Here is a 16,570-nt window from a genome sequence, read left to right as displayed (position 1 = left end):
TCAGGTCTATTCGGTTGGCTTCATATCGACGGTCCCGGCCAGCTTCTCAAGGAGGCCGACGACGCGCAGCGTGCCCATGGTCAGATCCTCGTAGCTGAACGGACATTCCTGCGGCAGGTCCCGCGGCACGCGGATCGCAAATTCGGATAGGCTCGCCGCGGCATCGGACACGCCGCGCTGCCAAGCCGCGTTCATGTCGATCAACCGACGCATCGACGGCTTCGCCTCGTGGGCGATCCGGAGCAGAAACGCGTCGATCTCGACCCGCCAGTGATTGCGACTGGGCGCATTCGGATCAGATAGAAGTTTCACGAGGTGCTCGAAAGCCAGCTCCATCTTGCGGACCACGCCGCTGACTTGCGAGCGGCCCACATAGAGGAGCTCCTCAATGATGTTCTGCCAGTCGATCTCGCGCGACAGAGGATCGGATCGCTCCGCGAGCCGGGTAAGCAGGGCGACCTGTTGATGGCCCCACGCAACGGTATCGCTGTCGATCAGTTCGGGCTGCTCGCGTCGCAGTTCGGCGGTCTCGTGGATATCGCGCGCACGCTGCACCGCCGCGGGAGCATCCGTGCGCTCAGCGAGCAACCGATCAAGCCAAGCGTCGACACCGCCGTCCGCATCCCACGCATAATTCCCGAGTGCGGCCGGGATCGCCCTGCGATCGATCGAACCGTCCGACCCGGCTATCCTCGGCATGGCCTCGAACAGGCGCTCATGGAGGCCGATCGAGAAATCTTCAGGGGCGACGAGATGGCGGACGCCCTCGAAGAGGGACGGGTCGTCCAGCACGGCGCCAAGCAGTTCGCGTTCCCAGGCGAAGGTTTCCCCCCAGGTCGGCGGCCGTACGCGTTCGATAACGACAGTCGGTTTGAGACTCATCGCGACGCCTGAGGGTCTTCTCCTCAATCCTGCGGGACGCCCGTGGTCAGCGCAAGGGCGTGGAGCACGCCGCCCATCCGGCCCTGAAGGGCGCCGTAGACCATCTGGTGCTGCGCCACCCGTGTCTTGCCCTTGAAGGCCGCCGACAGGACGGTCGCAGCGTAGTGGTCGCCATCGCCCGCGAGGTCGCGGATCTCCACCTGCGCGTCCGGCAGCGTTTCGCGGATCATGCGCTCGATCTCGCCCGCATCCATCGGCATCGGCAAACTCCTGGGCGTAAGGGGGTTCAGGCGGCGGGAGCGGCCGGCTGGCTCGCCATATAGGCGGGCAGCCAGCCCTCATGCGCCGTGGACAGGTCGGCCAGCGATATGGTCTCGCCGCCCGGCAGGGTCAAACGGTCGGAGCCGGTAACGCCGACCACCGCCGCGTCGATCCCCTGCGCCGAGGCGCTGTAGAGGAGGTCGCTGGCAGCTTCCGGATCGATCGCCAGCAGGTAGCGGCCCTGGTCCTCGCCGAACAGGTAGGCGTGGGGGGCGAGATCCACCGGCACCTCGGGCAGGGCAGCGCCGATGCCGCCGGCCATCGCCATCTCGGCGAGGGCCACCGCGAGGCCGCCGTCGGAAAGGTCGTGGACCGTGTCGACGGCGCCCGACTGGATCAGGGTGCGGACGAAGTCGCCGTTCCGGCGCTCCAGGGCGAGATCCACCGGCGGCGGCGCGCCCTCCTCGCGGCCCTCGATCACCGACAGGTAAGCGGATTGGCCAAGCCAGCCCTCGCCGGAGCCGATCAGCACCAGCACGTCGCCCTCGCGCTTGAGGGCGATGGTGGCGTGGCGCGCCACGTCGTCGAGCACGCCGACGCCGCCGATGGTCGGGGTCGGCAGGATGCCGACGCCGTTGGTCTCGTTGTAGAGCGAGACGTTGCCGGACACGACCGGGAAGTCCAGCGCCCGGCAGGCCTCGCCGATGCCCTGCAGGCAGCCGACGAGCTGGCCCATCACCTCGGGCTTCTCGGGATTGCCGAAGTTCAGGTTGTCGGTGATGGCGAGCGGCTTGGCGCCGACCGCCGTGATGTTGCGCCACGCCTCGGCCACGGCCTGACGGCCGCCCTCGACCGGGTCGGCCTCGCAATAGCGCGGGGTGACGTCGCAGGTCAGCGCCAGCCCCTTCGGCCCGTCCTCGACCCGCACGATGGCGGCGTCGCCGCCGGGCTTCTGGACGGTGTTGCCCAGGATGAAGTGGTCGTACTGCTCGAAGACCCACCGCTTGGACGAGAGGTCCGGGGAGCCGACGAGGCGCTTGAGCGCGTCGGTGAGCGAGGCCGGGGCCGGAACCTCGGAGGCCGCGAGCACCGGCAGGTGCGTGTTGGACAGGTGCGGCCGGTCGTAGAGCGGCGCCTCGTCGCCGAGCTCCTTGATCGGCAGGTCGGCCACGGTCTCCCCGTGCCACTTGATCACGAAGCGCAGCGTGTCGGTGGTCCGGCCGATCACCGCGAAGTCGAGCCCCCACTTCACGAAGATGGCTTCCGCCTCCGCCTCCATGCCGGGCTTGAGCACCATGAGCATGCGCTCCTGGCTCTCGGAGAGCATCATCTCGTAGGGGGTCATACCCTCTTCGCGGGCCGGCACCTTGTCGATGTCGAGTTCGACGCCGAGGTCGCCCTTGGCGCCCATCTCAACGGCCGAGCAGGTGAGGCCGGCGGCGCCCATGTCCTGGATGGCGATCACCGCCCCCGAGGCCATCAGCTCCAGGCAGGCTTCGAGCAGCAGCTTCTCGGCGAAGGGATCGCCGACCTGCACGGTCGGACGCTTCGACTCGGAGGCCTCGTCGAACTCGGCCGAGGCCATGGTGGCGCCGTGGATGCCGTCGCGGCCGGTCTTGGAGCCGAGATAGACGATCGGGTTCCCGATTCCGGCGGCGGCCGCGTAGAAGATCCCGTCGGTGCGGGCGAGGCCCACCGCCATGGCGTTGACCAGGATGTTGCCGTCGTAGCGCTTGTGGAAACCGGTCAGGCCGCCGACGGTGGGCACACCGAAGGAGTTGCCGTAGCCGCCCACGCCCGCGACCACGCCGGAGACGAGGCTGCGGGTGCGCGGATGGTCGGGGGAGCCGAAGCGCAGGGCGTTGAGCGCCGCGATCGGCCGAGCGCCCATGGTGAACACGTCGCGCAGGATGCCGCCGACACCGGTCGCCGCGCCCTGATAGGGCTCGATGTAGCTCGGGTGGTTGTGGCTCTCCATCTTGAACACGCAGGCGAGGCCGTCGCCGATGTCGATCACGCCGGCGTTCTCGCCCGGTCCCTGGATCACCCACGGCGCCGAGGTCGGCAGCCCGCGCAGGTGCTTGCGGGAGGACTTGTAGGAACAGTGCTCGTTCCACATGGCCGAGACGATGCCGAGTTCGGTCAGCGTCGGGTCGCGCCCGATCAGGCCGCGAAAGCGCTCGTACTCGTCCGGCGTCAGGCCGTGCTGGGCCACGAGGTCGGGGGTGATCGGAACGTCGTTGCGGAACATGGGGCAGCCTCGACGAGGGCGGTCCGGGAGCCCCGACAGGACCCCCGACCCGATAAGCGACCCGAACCGGGCAGCGTGCGGCGACGGTGACGGATTAGTGCGTTCTCCCACCGCGTTGCAATACGCCGTCTGACGCCGCCGTGGATGAAGCCTAGTCACGCCGCCGGCGGATGGGCCAGGAAATCGGCGATCGCCGCCACGAACTTGTCGCCGTAGGCCTCGCGCTTGCGCTCGCCGACCCCGTGGACCGTGCGCAGAGCCCAGAGGTCGACGGGCTTCTGGCGGGCCATCTCGATCAGCGTTCGATCGGGGAAGACCATGAAGGCCGCGATGCCCTCGGCCCGGGCCAGCGTGGCGCGCAGGCCGCGCAGGTGCTGGAACAGCGCCTCGTCGGCCTCCGAGAGGGCGATCTCGCCGTCCTCGCGGGATGCAGGCCGGCGTCGCTCGCGGGATTCGGCCTTCGGCTCCGGATCCGGGCGGAGCTGCACCGGCTCCCGGCCGAACAGGATCGCCTCGCCCTTCTCGGTCATGGACAGGCCGCCGAAGCCGTCGGCGTTCTCGGCGATCGCCCCGGCCGCGAAAAGCTGGCGCAGGATCGCCCGCCACGCGGCCACCGGCTTGTCGGCGCCGACCCCGAAGGTCTTGAGGCTCGCGTGGCCGTTGCGGCGGATCTGCTCGCTCTCCTTCCCGTGGACCACGTCGCAGATATAGGCCGCGCCGAAGCGCTGGCCGGTGCGCACGACGGCCGAGAGGATCTTCTGCGCCGAGACCGTCCCGTCCACGAGGGTGACGCCGCCGCGGCACAGGTCGCAGCGGCCGCAAGGGCCGCTCGCCTCGCCGAAATAGGCGAGCAGCGACTGGCGGCGGCAGGTGGCGCCCTCGCACAGGGTGATCATCGCCTCGAGCTTGCGCCGCTCCACCCTGCGGCGCTCGTCGGAGATCTCCTTCTCGTCGATCTGGCGGCGGCGCAGCGCCATGTCGTCGAGGCCGTAGAGGGTCAGCGTGTCGGCCGGCAGCCCGTCGCGGCCGGCGCGGCCGATCTCCTGGTAGTAGCCCTCGACGTTGTTGGGCATGTCGGCGTGGCAGACGAAGCGCACGTCGGGCTTGTTGATGCCCATGCCGAAGGCGATGGTGGCGGTCATCACCACCCCGTCCTCCTGCAGGAACCGGTCCTGGTTGCGCATGCGCGTGCCCTGATCGAGGCCGGCATGATAGGGCAGGGCGTCGAACCCGTCCTTCTTGAGGGTCTCGGCCAGTTGCTCGACGCGCTTGCGCGAGGAGCAGTAGATGATCCCGCTCTCCGCCCGCCGATGCTTCAGGAACCGCTCGATCTGCCGGGCCGGGTTGTCCTTGGGCTGGAAGGTCAGCCGGATGTTCGGCCGGTCGAAGGAGTGGACGAAGATCTTCGGGGGCCGGTCCTGCGGGAACAGCCGCTCGGCGATCTCCGCGCGGGTCGCGGCATCGGCGGTGGCGGTGAGCGCCAGGGTCTGGATGTTGCCCAGCGCCACCCGGGCCCGGGCGATCTCCCGGTACTCGGGCCGGAAATCGTGGCCCCATTGCGAGACGCAATGCGCCTCGTCCACCGCGAGCCGCCGGACCCCGGCCCCGCGCAGGGCCTCGATGCAGCCCTCCATCAGCAGGCGCTCGGGGGACACGAACAGGAGACGGAGGTCGCCCGAGCGCAGGGACCGCCAGGTCTCGCGTGACTCCGTCTCCGCCACCGTCGAGTTGAGGGTGGCGGCCTCGATGCCGACGCTCTTCATCTGCTGCACCTGATCGTGCATCAGCGCGATCAGCGGCGAGACCACGACGGTCAGACCGGGCTCGACCAGGGCGGGGAGCTGGTAGGTCATCGACTTGCCGGAGCCGGTGGGCATCACGGCGAACACGTCGGCGCCGTCCAGCACCGCGCCGATCACCTCGTCCTGCCCGGGCCGGAAATCCTCGTAGCCGAAGGTCTTCTTGAGCGCGGCGCGGGCCTCGTCGAGGCGGGTCATCGGGATCCTTGATCGGGGTTCTGGCCGCCCTTGCGGCAGGGGTGTGTAGACACTGGCCTCCGTGCGTCTACACGGGGGCTGCCATGCCGCTCAACATCCGCAGCGAAGAGGTGAATCAGCGCGCCGAGAAGCTGGCATCGCGGACGGGCGTGAGCAAGACCGAGGCGGTGCGACCCGCGCTCAAGAACGGACTGGCGCGGCAGAACGCGGAGCGCGAGACTTTCCTGGAGCCGGTCAAGCCGATCCAGGACAGGTTGGCATCCTTCCCGTCGACGGGCCTCAAGGCGGATGAGGCCTTCTACGACAGCCTGAACGCCGCGTGATGTTCGTCGACGCGTCCGCCAGCATGGCGATCGTCGCCGGCGAGCCGGGACATTCTGCGCTGATGGATCGGTTGCGCGACAGTCCCGTGCGGCTCACGAGCGGCGTTGCCGTGTATGAGGCGGTGCTCGCCATCACCCGGCTCCAGGCCGTCTCGCCCGAAGTCGCCAAGAGATCGTGGACGATTTTCTGGCCGCCACAGGCGTCACGCGGGTCCCGATCGCCGAAGCGGAGACGCGCCTCGCCCTCGCGGCCCACGCCCGCCACGGCAAGGGCCGCCACCCGGCGCGCCTGAATCTCGGCGACTGCTTCGCCTGTGCCTGCGCGCGGATGCACGGCGTGCCGCTGCTCTACGTCGGCGACGCCTTTCCGCAGACCGACATCCGCTCCGCCCTGGCCTGACGCCTCAGCCGCCGTGGAACTCGGCCACGTGCTGGGCCACGATCGCGTCGAAGGATTCATCCGCCCGGAAGCCCAGAGCCAGGGCCGCCTCCGGCTCGAAGGCCTCCGGCCAGGAGCCGACGATCCGCGCGATGGTCGCGTCCGGCGCGCGCCGGATCAGCGCCACGGCCTTGTCGCCCGCCGCGCGGCGCAGGGCCTCGATCTCCTCGGCGACCGTGGCGGAGACGCCCGGCATGGTCAGGCTGATCCGGGGCCCGATCGCCGCGAGGTCGAGCCCGGCGGCGTGGACGAGGAAGCCGACCGCCGCGGCGGGGCTGGCGAACCAGTGCCGCACCGTGTCGGGCACCGGCAGGATCGCTTCCTGGCCGGCCAGCGGCTCGCGGATGATGCCGGAGAAGAAGCCCGAGGCCGCCTTGTTGGGCTTGCCCGGCCGCACGCAGATGGTCGGCAGGCGCAGGCCGATCCCGTCGAGGAAGCCGCGGCGCGCGTAGTCGGCGAGCATCAGCTCGCCCATGGCCTTCTGCACCCCGTACGAGGAGGCCGGTCGCAGGATGTGGTCGTCCGGGATCACCTTGGGGAAGGGCGGCCCGAACACCGCGAGGGAGGAGGTGAAGACGAGCTTCGGCCGGTAGCCGTCCGCCACGTTGGCCGCGCGGATCGCGTCAAGGAGCAGGCGGGTACCGTCGAGATTGACCCGGTAGCCGAGTTCCAGGTTGGCCTCAGCCTCGCCGGAGACCACCGCGGCGAGGTGGAAGATCACCCCCGGCCGCCCGGCGATGGCGGCCTCGGCGGCACCCGGGGCCGTCAGGTCGGCGGCCTCGGCCCGCACCGGGCCGGAGAAGCCTTCCGGCGCCGCGGGCGGAACCACGTCGAGCAGGGTGAGGGCGCTGAGCATCTGCCCGCCGACCTGGCCGTCCTTCACTAGGGCGTCCACGAGGCGGCGGCCGATCATGCCGGCGGCACCGAGAATCAGGGCGTGCATGGGAAACCTCTCGTCGGAGTATGCGGCCTCAGGCCATCATGTCGAGGGCGCGGCCGAAGAAGTCCGGGCCGCCGAAATTGCCGGATTTGAGGGCGAGCAGCATCGGCTCCGGTCGCCCTGCGGTCCGCAGCACCGGCACGCCCGCGGCGATCTCAGGCCCGAGCAGGAAGGCGGTGAGGCCCAGCCGGTCGACCACCGACCCCGAGGTTTCGCCGCCGGCGACCACGAGCCGGCGCACGCCGCGGGCGACGAGGCCCTCGGCGATGGCGGCCAGCGCCGCCTCGATGGCATGGCCGGCCGCGTCGACCCCGTGTTCGGCCTGGAGGGCGCGCACCGCCTCGGGGGGCGCCGAGGACGCGATCAGCACCGGGCCTGCGGCGAGCCGTTCCGCCGCGAAGGCCAGGGCCTCGGCCACCACGTCGGCGCCGGCGAGCAGCCGGGCCGGGTCGAGGCGCATCACCGGCATGATCTTCTCCGCCGCGGCGACCTGCTGGAGGGTCGCCTGCGAGCAGCTGCCGGCGAGGCAGGCGGCGGCCCCGCCCACCGGCTCGCCCACGGCGGCCCCGGCGGCATCCTGCGTGCCGCGCCCGTCGGCCACCAGCGCCCGGGCGAGCCCGAGCCCGAGGCCGGACGCCCCCACGGAGAATTTCTCGGCGATGATCGCCCGCCCGAGGGTTTCAAGATCGCTGTCGAAGATCGCGTCCGCGATGGCGGCGCCCTTGCCCTCGGCCGCCAGGGCCTGGAGGCGGGCCGCCACGGCCTCCGCACCCCGGGCCACCGTGGCGGTGTCGACCAGGCCGACCGGGCTGGCGCTCTGGCGCCCCAGCACGCGCACGAGGTTGGCGTCGCGCATCGGGTTGAGCGGATGGTCCTTCAGGGGACTCTCGTTCAGCGGCACGGATCCGACGAACAGGTTGCCCTGGTAGACGCTCCGGCCCGTCTCCGGGAACGCCGGGGTCACGAGCGCGATGGCCGCGCCGGCCTCGGCCCGCAGGGCGTCCATCACCGGGCCGATATTGCCCGCATCCGTCGAATCGAAGGTCGAGCAGACCTTGAACATCACGTGGGCCGCGCCCCGGGCCCGCAGCCAGGCTTCCGCCTCGCGGGAGCGGGCCACGGCCTGGTCGGCCGGGATCGAGCGGCTTTTCAGCGCCACCACCACCGCGTCGGCCTCCGGCAGGGCGCGGCCCTCCTCAGGCACCCCGATGGTCTGGATCGTGCGCAGGCCCGCCTTGGTCAAGGTGTTGGCGAGGTCCGAGGCGCCCGTGTAGTCGTCGGCGACGCATCCCAGCGCGAGGCTCATCGGGCGCTCCCCTTGTAGGCGGCGAGCCAGCCGAGGCCCGCGACGGTGTCGGCGGCCGGGATGTACTCGCAGCCGACGAAGCCGCGGTAGCCGAGCCGGTCCAGCTCGTCGAACAGGAAGAAGTCGTTCATCTCGCCGGTACCGGGTTCGTGGCGCTCGGGCACGCTCGCCGTCTGGACGTGGCCGACGATCGGCATCAGGGCGCGCAGCCGCATGGTCACGTCGCCGTGCAGGATCTGGCAATGGTAGAGGTCGAACTGCAGCTTCAGGTTCGGCAAAGCCAGCTCACGGATCAGGTCCGCGGCGCGGCCGAAATCGTTGAGGAAGTAGCCCGGCATGTTCCGGCCGTTGATCGGCTCCAGGACGAGGTCGAGGCCGGCGGGCGCCAGCCGCTCCGCCGTCCAGGTCACGGCCCGGCGGTAGGATTCGGCGGCCTTGGGATCGTCCCAGGGGGCGAGGCCCGCCATGAGGTGGAGCCGGCCCACGCCCGTCGCCTCGGCGTAGCGGAGCGCCGTGTCGACACCCGCCTTCAGCTCGTCGAACCGCTCGGGGAAGGCGGCGATCCCGCGCTCGCCCCCGGCGAAGTCGCCCGGCGGCAGGTTGAACAGCGCCTGGGTCAGGCCGTTCGCCCGGAGCCGCGCGCCGATGGCCTCGGGCGGATGCTCGTAGGGGAACAGGAACTCCACGGCGTCGAACCCGGCGCGGGCCGCAGCCTCGAACCGGTCGAGGAACGGCACCTCGTTGAACATCAGGCTGAGGTTGGCGGCAAAGCGCGGCATTCTTTTGGGACTCCCTGCCCGATCCTTCGAAACGCGACGATCCGCTCAGCGGACCACGATCCAACCCAATCCCCGCATCCTGAGGTGCCGGAGCGCAGCGGAGGCCGCGAAGGCGGCCCGCTGGCGCGGGCACCTCAGGATGAGGAAGCGGGTGGGATCAGGCCTCCTCAGGCCGTCCCCGGCAGCTTCGCCCCCGAGACCTGCGCGTAGAGCCGCGCCACGGAGGCGTCGTCGTCGCGGCCCATGCCGGCGCCGGACGCCATCAGGAACATCTGGAGCGCCGCGGCCGCCACCGGGACCGGATACTTCTCCGCCCGGGCCATGTCCTGCACGATGCCGAGATCCTTGACGAAGATGTCGACCGCGCTCTTCGGGCTGTAATCCGCGTCCAGGATGTGGGGCACCCGGTTCTCGAACATCCAGGAATTGCCGGCCGACTTGGTGATCACCTCGTAGACGCGCCGGAGATCGAGGCCCTGCTTGGCCGCGAAGGCCATCGCCTCGCAGGCGGCGGCGATATGCACCCCGGCCAGCAGCTGGTTGATCATCTTGAAGGCCGCGCCCTGGCCGGCCGCGTCGCCGAGCTCATAGAGCGTGCCCGCCATGGCATCGAGGGCGGGCCGCGCCTTCGCGAAGGCCGCCGCCGAGCCCGAGGCCAGGAAGGTCAGGCCGCCCTCGGCCGCGCGGGCGGCGCCCCCGCTCATCGGGGCGTCGAGATAGTGGCGGCCGGTGGCCTCCAGCCGGGCGGCGAGCGCGCGCGCGACGGCCGGATCCATGGTGGCGGAGGAGACGAACACCGCGCCCTCGGGCATCGCGGCAGCGGCCCCGTTCTCGCCGAACAGCACCGCCTCGGTCTGGGCGGCGTTGACCACCACGCTCACCACCACGTCGGCGTCCCGGGCCGCCTCGGCGGGGTTCGCGGCGCCCCGGCCGCCGGCGGCGGCGAAGCGCGCCACCGCCTCCGGGTTCACGTCGCAGGCGGCGACCGAGAAGCCCGCCCGCAGGAGCGAGCCGGCCATGCCGGAGCCCATGGAGCCCAGGCCGATCACCGCGGCGCGGCGGGTGGGGGTGTCTGTGGTCATCGCGGGCTGATCCTGCCTGAAGGGAAGGGCGCCCCTGCGTCGCCGCGCGGGGCCCGAGGCCCCTCTCCCGCCGGGAGAGGGGCCGTGTCGCGCTCGGCTCGAAGCCTCAGCGGTTGACCATCCGGGCCGGCGTGACGAACACGCAGACCGAGCCGACCACCAGCATCGCGGCGAGCGCGTACATGCCGGCGGCGGTGCTGCCGGTGGCGTCGCGCAGCGCCCCGATCACGTAGGGGCTGACGAAGCCGGCAAGATTGCCCACCGAGTTGATCAGGGCGATGCCGGCCGCCGCGCCGGCGCCGCTGAGGAACGCCGTGGGCAACGACCAGAACAGGGGCGAGCAGGTCAGCACGCCGGCCGCCGCCACCGAGAGGGCCGCCACCGCGATGGTGGTCGAGCCCGCGCTCGCCGAGACCACGAAGCCGACGGCGCCGAGCAGGGCCGGGACGATCAGGTGCCAGCGGCGCTCGCGCATCCGGTCGGCGCTGAGCCCGAACAGGACCATCACGATGGCCGCGCACAGGAACGGGATCGCGCTGATCAGGCCGATGTTGAGATTGCCCTGCACGCCCGACGCCTTGACGATCGTGGGCATCCAGAAGGTGAGGCCGTACTGCCCGGTCACGAAGGCGAAGTAGATCAGGCTCATGAACCACACGCGGCCGTTGCGGAACACGGTGGCGATGGAGTGCGGGCTCGATTCCTTGCCCCGGTTGTCGGCGGCGATGTCGCGCTCCAGGAGCTGCTTCTCGGCGTCGCTCAGCCACTTCGCCTCGGCCGGGCGGTTGTCGAGGTAGAAGAACACGGCGAGTCCGATGAGCACCGCCGGCACCGCCTCGATCAGGAACATCCACTGCCAGCCGGACAGGCCCTGGGCGCCGTTGAACGCGTCCATGATCCAGCCGGAGAGCGGGTTGCCGAAGATCCCCGAGATCGGGATCGCCGCCATGAACACCGCGATCACCTTGGCGCGGCGATGGGCCGGGAACCACGACGTCGTGTAGAGGATCACGCCCGGATAGAAGCCGGCCTCGGCCAGCCCGAGCAGGAAGCGCATCCCGTAGAAGCTCCACTCGGAGTTCACGAACAGGAACGCGCCGGAGATGATTCCCCAGGTGATCATGATCCGGGCGATCCACACCCGCGCGCCGACCCGGTGCAGGATCACGTTCGAGGGCACCTCGAACAGGAAGTAGCCGAGGAAGAAGATCCCGGCACCGAGGCCATAGACCGTCTCGGAGAACTTCAGCTCCTGGGACATCTGGAGCTTGGCGAAGCCGACATTCACCCGGTCGAGATACGCCACCACGTAGCAGAGCATCAGGAACGGCACGAGGCGCCAGAACACCTTCGCGTAGGTGCGGTCGGCGAAGGACTTTTCGTCCGCGGGCGCGGTGGCGCCCCCCAGCGGAGCGGCTTGGACCGGCATGGCGTTCTCCCTCGCCCATACGCTCGCGCGGATGGGCGGATCATGGTCTTCACCGCTCGTCGGGCGGCGCTGGGGCGGTGCCATATCGCCTTTTGGCAGCGCTGCCAATCCGGTTGTGCGACATAATGCAGGCCGCTATGTCAGGGGCCGGATCGCTGAGGACGGTCTTCCCAATTGCACCCCCATCCCGCGGTGGCGCAGCGCAGCGGAGGCCTCGAAGGAGCCCTCCAGGGAGCGCCGCGCCGTCTGGAGACCTTCTCCTTCGGGGCCCGGTCGCGCGGGCATCCCGCGATGAGAGGGCGGATGGGCGATGCGACGGACGTCATCAGAGACCGCGCCGGGAGAAGCGGGGCCATGGACGAATTCCAGCCGCCGGGGCGGCTCGTGACGCTCACCGACGTGGCCCGTGAGGCCGGGGTCGGCGAGAGCACGGTCTCGCGGGTCCTGCGCAACCACGGCTCCTATTCCAAGCGCGCCGGCGCGCGGGTGGCGGAGGCAGTGGCCCGGCTCGGCTACGTGCCGAACCGCCTCGCCGGCAGCCTCGCCGGCCAGGGCGCGAGCGCGCGGCTCGTGGGCGTCGTCATCCCGTCGCTCGCCAACGTGGTCTTCCCCGACCTGCTGCGCGGCCTGACATCGGCGCTCGATGCCGAGGGCATCCCCTGCGTGATCGGGGTGAGCGAGTACGATCCGGACCGGGAGGAGGCGCTGGCCGCCGCGCTCCTGTCGTGGCGGCCGGCGGCGCTGCTGCTCACCGGGCTGGAGCACAATCCCGGGACGGTGGCCCTCGCCAGGGCCGGGGGCGTGCGCGTCGTCGAGATGATCGACACGGATGGCGACGGGATCGACACGGTGGTCGGCTTCTCCAACCGGGCCGTGGGGGCGGCGAGCGCCCGCCACCTCGTCGCGCGGGGCTACCGCCGCATCGCCTATCTCGGCCACGACTTGCGCATAGACGTGCGGGCGGGCAAGCGGCTGGCCGGGTTCGAGGAAGCCCTGGCGGAGGCCGGGCTGGCGCTCCAGGCCCAGGAGATCCGGTCGGGGCCGTCCTCGCCGGCCTCGGGGCGGGCGGGGCTGGAGGCGCTGCTGGCGCGCCACCCGGATCTCGATGCCGTCTACTTCTCCAACGACGACATGGCGCTCGGCGGCTACTTCGCCTGCCTGGCGGCGGGGCTCGCGGTCCCGGGACGGATCGCGCTGTTCGGCTTCAACGGGCTCGACTTCGCGGCGGCGATGCCCCAGCCCCTCTCGACGGTGCGCACGCCGCGCCTGGAGATCGGCCGGCGGGCCGCCGCCTGCCTGACCGATCAGAGTCCAAAGAAAATCGATCTCGGGTTCGAGCTGATCGAGGGAGCGACCGCATGAGCGACGAGAGCCGGCTGCGCGAAGACATCTGCCGCTACGGCCGCTCGCTGTTCGAGCGCGGCCTGACGCCGGGCTCGTCCGGCAACATCTCGCTGCGCCTGCCCGACGGCGGCTGGCTGGTGACGCCGACCAACGCGTCCCTCGGCTTCCTCGACCCGGCGCGGATCTCCCGGCTGGACCAGCAGGGGCGCCTCGTCTCGGGCGACAAGCCCACCAAGGAGATCCCGCTGCACAGCGCGCTCTACGAGAGCCGCAGCGAAGCGAAGGCGATCGTCCACCTGCACTCCACCCACGCGGTGGCGGTCTCGATGCTGCCGGAGATTGACCCGCGTCAGGTTCTGCCGCCTTTGACGCCCTATTACCTGATGCGCACCGGCGGCACGGCGCTGGTGCCCTATTACCGACCCGGCGACCCGGCGGTCGCGGACGCGATTCGGGGGCTCGCCGGCCGGTACAGTTCGGTGCTGCTCGCCAATCACGGCCCGGTGGTGGCCGGGGACAGCCTGGAGGGCGCGGTCTTCGCCACCGAGGAGCTGGAGGAGACCGCCAAGCTCTACCTGCTGCTCCGCAACCTCAACCCGCGGCAGCTGAGCCCCGGGCAGGTGGCCGATCTGGTGAGCCATTTCGGCCTGACCCTGCCGGAGCCGGAGGACCATGCCGGGCACGATCACGGGTGAGGGGGGCCCTCAGCGGTCTGTGCGAAGGCGCAACGCGCCCACTCTCCCATGCGGGAGAGGGTCGGGGTGAGGGATCGGGTCTTTCCGGTGAGGTCGCACCCCTCACCCTGTCCCTCTCCCGCACGGGCGAGGGGACCCGCGCTCCGTTCAGATGGCGATTGTCCGCGGGGAAGGCTCCGCCTCACCCCTCGATCTTCGCGAACTCCGCCACCTCCCGCGTCGCGGCGCGCAGGGCGTTGAGCAGAGCCAAGCGGTTCTCGCGGAGCTTCGGATCGGGCGCGTTGACGGTGACGTCCTGGAAGAAGGCGTCCACCGGCGCGCGGAGCGTGGAGAGCGCCTGCATGGCCCCGGCGAAATCCTCGCGGGCGACCGCCGCCGAGGCGGTCTCCCGGGCCTTCGCCAGCGCCTCGGCCAGTGCCCGCTCGGCCGGCTCGCCCGCGGCGGCGAGGGCGGCGTCGGGCGCGGCATCGTAGGCGCGGCCGTCCTTCTTCTCCTCGATGCGCAGGATGTTGGCCGCGCGCTTGTAGCCGGCCAACAGGTTCTTCCCGTCCTCGGTGTCGAGGAACTGTCCGAGCGCCTCGACGCGGCGCACGACCATCAGCAGGTCGTCCTGGCCGGGCAGGGCGAAGACGGCGTCGATCAGGTCGTGGCGGGCGCCCTGGTCGCGGAGGTAGACCTTGAGGCGGTCCGCGAAGAAGCCGAGGAGATCCCCGGCATCCGCACCGGCCCGCCCGGCGAGGCCGCGATCCGCCGCGCCGACCTGCTCGAGAAGGCGCAGGCGCAAGCCGCGGTCGAGGATCAGCCGGATCACGCCCAGAGCCGCCCGGCGCAGGGCGAACGGGTCCTTGCTCCCCGTGGGCTTCTCGTCGATCGCCCAGAACCCCACCAGCGTGTCGAGCTTGTCGGCGAGCGCCACCGCGATGGAGACCGGATCGCTCGGCACCCGGTCGGAGGGGCCGAGCGGCTTGTAATGCTCCTCGATGGCCGCGCAGACGCTGTCGTGCTCGCCCTGGAGCGCCGCGTATTTGCGGCCCATCAGGCCCTGGAGCTCGGGGAACTCGCCGACCATCTCGGTGACGAGGTCGGCCTTGGCGAGACGGGCGGCGCGCTCGGCGAGCGCCGGATCGGCCCCGACCAGAGTCGCGAGGTCCTTCGCCAGCGCGGCGATGCGGGCGATCCGCTCGCCCTGCGTGCCGAGCTTCTCGTGGAAGACGATGCTGTCGAGCTTCGGCAGCCGATCCTCCAAGCGGATCGCCTTGTCGGTCTCCCAGAAAAACTTCGCGTCCGACAGGCGCGCCCGGACCACCCGCTCGTTGCCGGCTGTGATCGCCCGGCCGCCGTCGCTGGCGACGAGGTTCGAGACCAGGATAAAGGCCGGCGCCAGGTCCTCCGACCCGCCCTTGCGCAGGACGAAGCACTTCTGGTTCGCCCGGATGGTCGCCCGGATCGCCTCGGCGGGGATGTCGAGGAAGGCCTCGTCGAAGGAGCCCATCAGCACCACCGGCCATTCCACGAGGCCCGACACCTCCTCCAGCAGCCCCTCGTCCTCGACGAGGTCGAGGCCGCGGGCGAAGGCGAGGTCGCGGGCATCGTGCAGGATCACGTCCTTGCGCCGGTCGGCGTCGAGGATGACCTTCGCCCGCTCCAGGGCCTGGATGTAGTCGTCGAACCGGCGCACCTCGATCGCCTCCGGGGCGAGGAAGCGGTGGCCGTAGGTCACCGTGCCGGCCGCGATCCCGCCGACCGCGAACGGCACGACCTCGGGGCTCTCGGTCTCCGGCCCGAAGGTCGCGACGATCGATTGCAGCGGGCGCACCCAGCGGAGGGACCCCGGCTCCGCCGAGGCCGCGCCCCAGCGCATGGATTTCGGCCAGGGGAAGTTCTTGACGATTTCGGGCAGGAGCTCGGCCAGGACGTCCAGCGTCTCGCGGCCGGGCCGCTCGATCACCGCGAGGTAGAATTCGCCCTTCTTGGGATCGGTGACGGTCGTGGCCTGATCGAGGCTCGTCAGTCCCGCGCCCTTCAGGAAGCCCTGGACGGCCGCCTCGGGGGCGCCGACCCGCGGGCCGCGGCGCTCCTCGCGCACGGCCTCGCCCCGGGCGGGGAGGCCGGCGATGTGCAGCGCCAGCCGGCGCGGCGTCGAGAACGCCTTGGCGCCCTCGTACAGGAAACCGCGCGCCACCAGGGCGTCGGTGACGAGCTTTTTCAGATCCTCCGCCGCGCGCCGCTGCATGCGGGCGGGGATCTCTTCCGAGCGGAGTTCGAGCAGGAGGTCGGGCATGGCGCGGCCATATCGCCGCGCCGCACCCCTGTCGAGGGTCGACGGCCCAGGCTCAGCGCGCCTCGCCCTTGAGGATGGTCGTGAGCTGCCACTTGCGGTCGCCGATCGCGTGGGCGTCGGAGACCTTCCAGCCGCCATCCTCGCGCACGAGGTCGTAGACGATCGCCTTCGATCCGTCGCCGCCCTTGCGCTCCACCGTGACCTTCGCTTGGTCCTTGCCCTCGGTGGCCTCCTTGAAGGTCAGGTTCTTCACCGTGTCGGGCTTCAGGGGCTCGCCGTTCAGGCGATAGTCGAAGTCGAGGTTGCCGGTGGCACCGTTGGCCTGCTTCGCGTCGGCGTCGAACAGGCCCTGCAGGCGCTTCGAATACACGGAGGAGTGATTCGGGTGCGGCTCGGCGTAGAGCTTCTTGACTGTGGCCTCAGGCCCGGGATCGGCCGCCAGCGCGGGGGCGAGGCCGAATCCGAGGAGGCTGAGGGCGAGGATCGTCTTCTTCATCACGAGGTTCCCGCGTCTGCGGACGCGCCGGAGCGCGCCGGTTGGCGGGGGTTGCAACGCGCGAA

General features: G+C 71.0%; 14 protein-coding genes and 1 pseudogene. 4 read left to right on the top strand and 11 right to left on the bottom strand.

Going from position 1 to position 16,570, the window contains the following annotated elements:
- Positions 1 to 6: 6 nt before the first annotated feature.
- From ABC766_RS03495 to recQ, 4 genes are all read right to left on the bottom strand, one after another.
- Positions 7 to 882, bottom strand: coding sequence for a DUF29 family protein (locus ABC766_RS03495; RefSeq protein WP_345821150.1), 876 nt, complete (start codon positions 880 to 882; stop codon positions 7 to 9).
- Positions 883 to 905: 23 nt separating this feature from the next.
- Entirely contained in the window at positions 906 to 1,142 is a 237-nt protein-coding gene (locus ABC766_RS03490; RefSeq protein ID WP_345821149.1) for a BolA family transcriptional regulator, read from the bottom strand.
- A gap of 26 nt (positions 1,143 to 1,168) precedes the next feature.
- Positions 1,169 to 3,394 carry a phosphoribosylformylglycinamidine synthase subunit PurL gene (purL, locus tag ABC766_RS03485; protein ID WP_345821148.1) on the bottom strand — a complete coding sequence of 742 codons (2,226 nt, stop codon included), beginning with the start codon at positions 3,392 to 3,394 and terminating at the stop codon, positions 1,169 to 1,171.
- Between the two features lie 155 nt (positions 3,395 to 3,549).
- Complete coding sequence (gene recQ, locus ABC766_RS03480; RefSeq protein ID WP_043347801.1) at positions 3,550 to 5,391, bottom strand: DNA helicase RecQ; 1,842 nt, start codon at positions 5,389 to 5,391, stop codon at positions 3,550 to 3,552.
- Between the two features lie 83 nt (positions 5,392 to 5,474).
- Between recQ and ABC766_RS03475 the strand changes: the two genes are divergently transcribed.
- Together ABC766_RS03475 and ABC766_RS03470 are read left to right on the top strand one after the other, a co-directional pair.
- A complete protein-coding gene (locus ABC766_RS03475; RefSeq protein ID WP_345821147.1) occupies positions 5,475 to 5,714 on the top strand; it encodes a type II toxin-antitoxin system VapB family antitoxin in 240 nt (79 codons plus the stop codon).
- 175 nt (positions 5,715 to 5,889) lie between these two features.
- The gene (locus ABC766_RS03470; protein ID WP_236961524.1) at positions 5,890 to 6,114 is read left to right on the top strand and encodes a type II toxin-antitoxin system VapC family toxin; all 225 of its coding nucleotides are present in this window, start codon (positions 5,890 to 5,892) and stop codon (positions 6,112 to 6,114) included.
- 4 nt (positions 6,115 to 6,118) lie between these two features.
- On the opposite strand, the gene denD is transcribed toward ABC766_RS03470, so the two are convergent.
- The 5 genes and pseudogenes from denD to ABC766_RS03445 form a co-directional block, all read right to left on the bottom strand.
- A complete protein-coding gene (denD, locus tag ABC766_RS03465) occupies positions 6,119 to 7,096 on the bottom strand; it encodes a D-erythronate dehydrogenase (RefSeq protein WP_345821146.1) in 978 nt (325 codons plus the stop codon).
- A 28-nt stretch (positions 7,097 to 7,124) separates the two neighbouring features.
- Positions 7,125 to 8,399, bottom strand: a complete 1,275-nt coding sequence (gene otnK, locus ABC766_RS03460; protein WP_043347794.1) for a 3-oxo-tetronate kinase — start codon at positions 8,397 to 8,399, stop codon at positions 7,125 to 7,127.
- Positions 8,396 to 9,178, bottom strand: a complete 783-nt coding sequence (gene otnI / locus ABC766_RS03455; protein ID WP_345821144.1) for a 2-oxo-tetronate isomerase — start codon at positions 9,176 to 9,178, stop codon at positions 8,396 to 8,398. Before otnI ends, otnK begins: the two co-directional genes overlap by 4 nt.
- Positions 9,179 to 9,345: 167 nt before the next feature.
- Positions 9,346 to 10,266: pseudogene (gene ltnD, locus ABC766_RS03450) on the bottom strand (L-threonate dehydrogenase); the annotation flags it as partial.
- Between the two features lie 100 nt (positions 10,267 to 10,366).
- On the bottom strand, positions 10,367 to 11,689 hold the full coding sequence (locus ABC766_RS03445) for an MFS transporter (protein WP_053609192.1): 1,323 nt from the start codon (positions 11,687 to 11,689) through the stop codon (positions 10,367 to 10,369).
- A 354-nt stretch (positions 11,690 to 12,043) separates the two neighbouring features.
- Here ABC766_RS03445 and ABC766_RS03440 point away from each other — a divergent pair, with 354 nt between their 5' ends.
- Positions 12,044 to 13,051 (top strand): LacI family DNA-binding transcriptional regulator, encoded by a 1,008-nt coding sequence (locus tag ABC766_RS03440; RefSeq protein WP_043347788.1) that lies wholly within the window; start codon positions 12,044 to 12,046, stop codon positions 13,049 to 13,051.
- Positions 13,048 to 13,728 carry an aldolase gene (locus ABC766_RS03435; RefSeq protein WP_043347786.1) on the top strand — a complete coding sequence of 227 codons (681 nt, stop codon included), beginning with the start codon at positions 13,048 to 13,050 and terminating at the stop codon, positions 13,726 to 13,728. The genes ABC766_RS03440 and ABC766_RS03435 overlap by 4 nt, the downstream gene beginning before the upstream one ends.
- 181 nt (positions 13,729 to 13,909) lie before the next feature.
- Here the strand turns inward: ABC766_RS03435 and glyS are convergent, their stop codons facing one another.
- Both glyS and ABC766_RS03425 read right to left on the bottom strand, forming a co-directional pair.
- Positions 13,910 to 16,009 (bottom strand): glycine--tRNA ligase subunit beta, encoded by a 2,100-nt coding sequence (gene glyS, locus ABC766_RS03430; protein WP_287090308.1) that lies wholly within the window; start codon positions 16,007 to 16,009, stop codon positions 13,910 to 13,912.
- A gap of 52 nt (positions 16,010 to 16,061) precedes the next feature.
- On the bottom strand, positions 16,062 to 16,505 hold the full coding sequence (locus ABC766_RS03425; protein ID WP_043347783.1) for a DUF3828 domain-containing protein: 444 nt from the start codon (positions 16,503 to 16,505) through the stop codon (positions 16,062 to 16,064).
- Positions 16,506 to 16,570: the final 65 nt, after the last annotated feature.

The organism is Methylobacterium fujisawaense (assembly GCF_039619325.1).
Classification (GTDB): Bacteria; Pseudomonadota; Alphaproteobacteria; order Rhizobiales; family Beijerinckiaceae; genus Methylobacterium; species Methylobacterium fujisawaense.
The sequence above is the reverse complement of the archived record's forward strand: the minus strand, read 5'-3'. Positions and strand labels throughout refer to the sequence as shown.

What these genes read in the sequence shown, in the direction of transcription:
- ABC766_RS03495 (WP_345821150.1), bottom strand. Translation starts at nt 882, where the DNA reads ATGAGTCTCAAACCGACTGTCGTTATCGAACGCGTACGGCCGCCGACC.
- ABC766_RS03490 (WP_345821149.1), bottom strand. Translation starts at nt 1,142, where the DNA reads ATGCCGATGGATGCGGGCGAGATCGAGCGCATGATCCGCGAAACGCTG.
- purL (WP_345821148.1), bottom strand. Translation starts at nt 3,394, where the DNA reads ATGTTCCGCAACGACGTTCCGATCACCCCCGACCTCGTGGCCCAGCAC.
- recQ (WP_043347801.1), bottom strand. Translation starts at nt 5,391, where the DNA reads ATGACCCGCCTCGACGAGGCCCGCGCCGCGCTCAAGAAGACCTTCGGC.
- ABC766_RS03475 (WP_345821147.1), top strand. Translation starts at nt 5,475, where the DNA reads ATGCCGCTCAACATCCGCAGCGAAGAGGTGAATCAGCGCGCCGAGAAG.
- denD (WP_345821146.1), bottom strand. Translation starts at nt 7,096, where the DNA reads ATGCACGCCCTGATTCTCGGTGCCGCCGGCATGATCGGCCGCCGCCTC.
- otnK (WP_043347794.1), bottom strand. Translation starts at nt 8,399, where the DNA reads ATGAGCCTCGCGCTGGGATGCGTCGCCGACGACTACACGGGCGCCTCG.
- otnI (WP_345821144.1), bottom strand. Translation starts at nt 9,178, where the DNA reads ATGCCGCGCTTTGCCGCCAACCTCAGCCTGATGTTCAACGAGGTGCCG.
- ABC766_RS03445 (WP_053609192.1), bottom strand. Translation starts at nt 11,689, where the DNA reads ATGCCGGTCCAAGCCGCTCCGCTGGGGGGCGCCACCGCGCCCGCGGAC.
- ABC766_RS03440 (WP_043347788.1), top strand. Translation starts at nt 12,044, where the DNA reads ATGGACGAATTCCAGCCGCCGGGGCGGCTCGTGACGCTCACCGACGTG.
- ABC766_RS03435 (WP_043347786.1), top strand. Translation starts at nt 13,048, where the DNA reads ATGAGCGACGAGAGCCGGCTGCGCGAAGACATCTGCCGCTACGGCCGC.
- glyS (WP_287090308.1), bottom strand. Translation starts at nt 16,009, where the DNA reads ATGCCCGACCTCCTGCTCGAACTCCGCTCGGAAGAGATCCCCGCCCGC.
- ABC766_RS03425 (WP_043347783.1), bottom strand. Translation starts at nt 16,505, where the DNA reads ATGAAGAAGACGATCCTCGCCCTCAGCCTCCTCGGATTCGGCCTCGCC.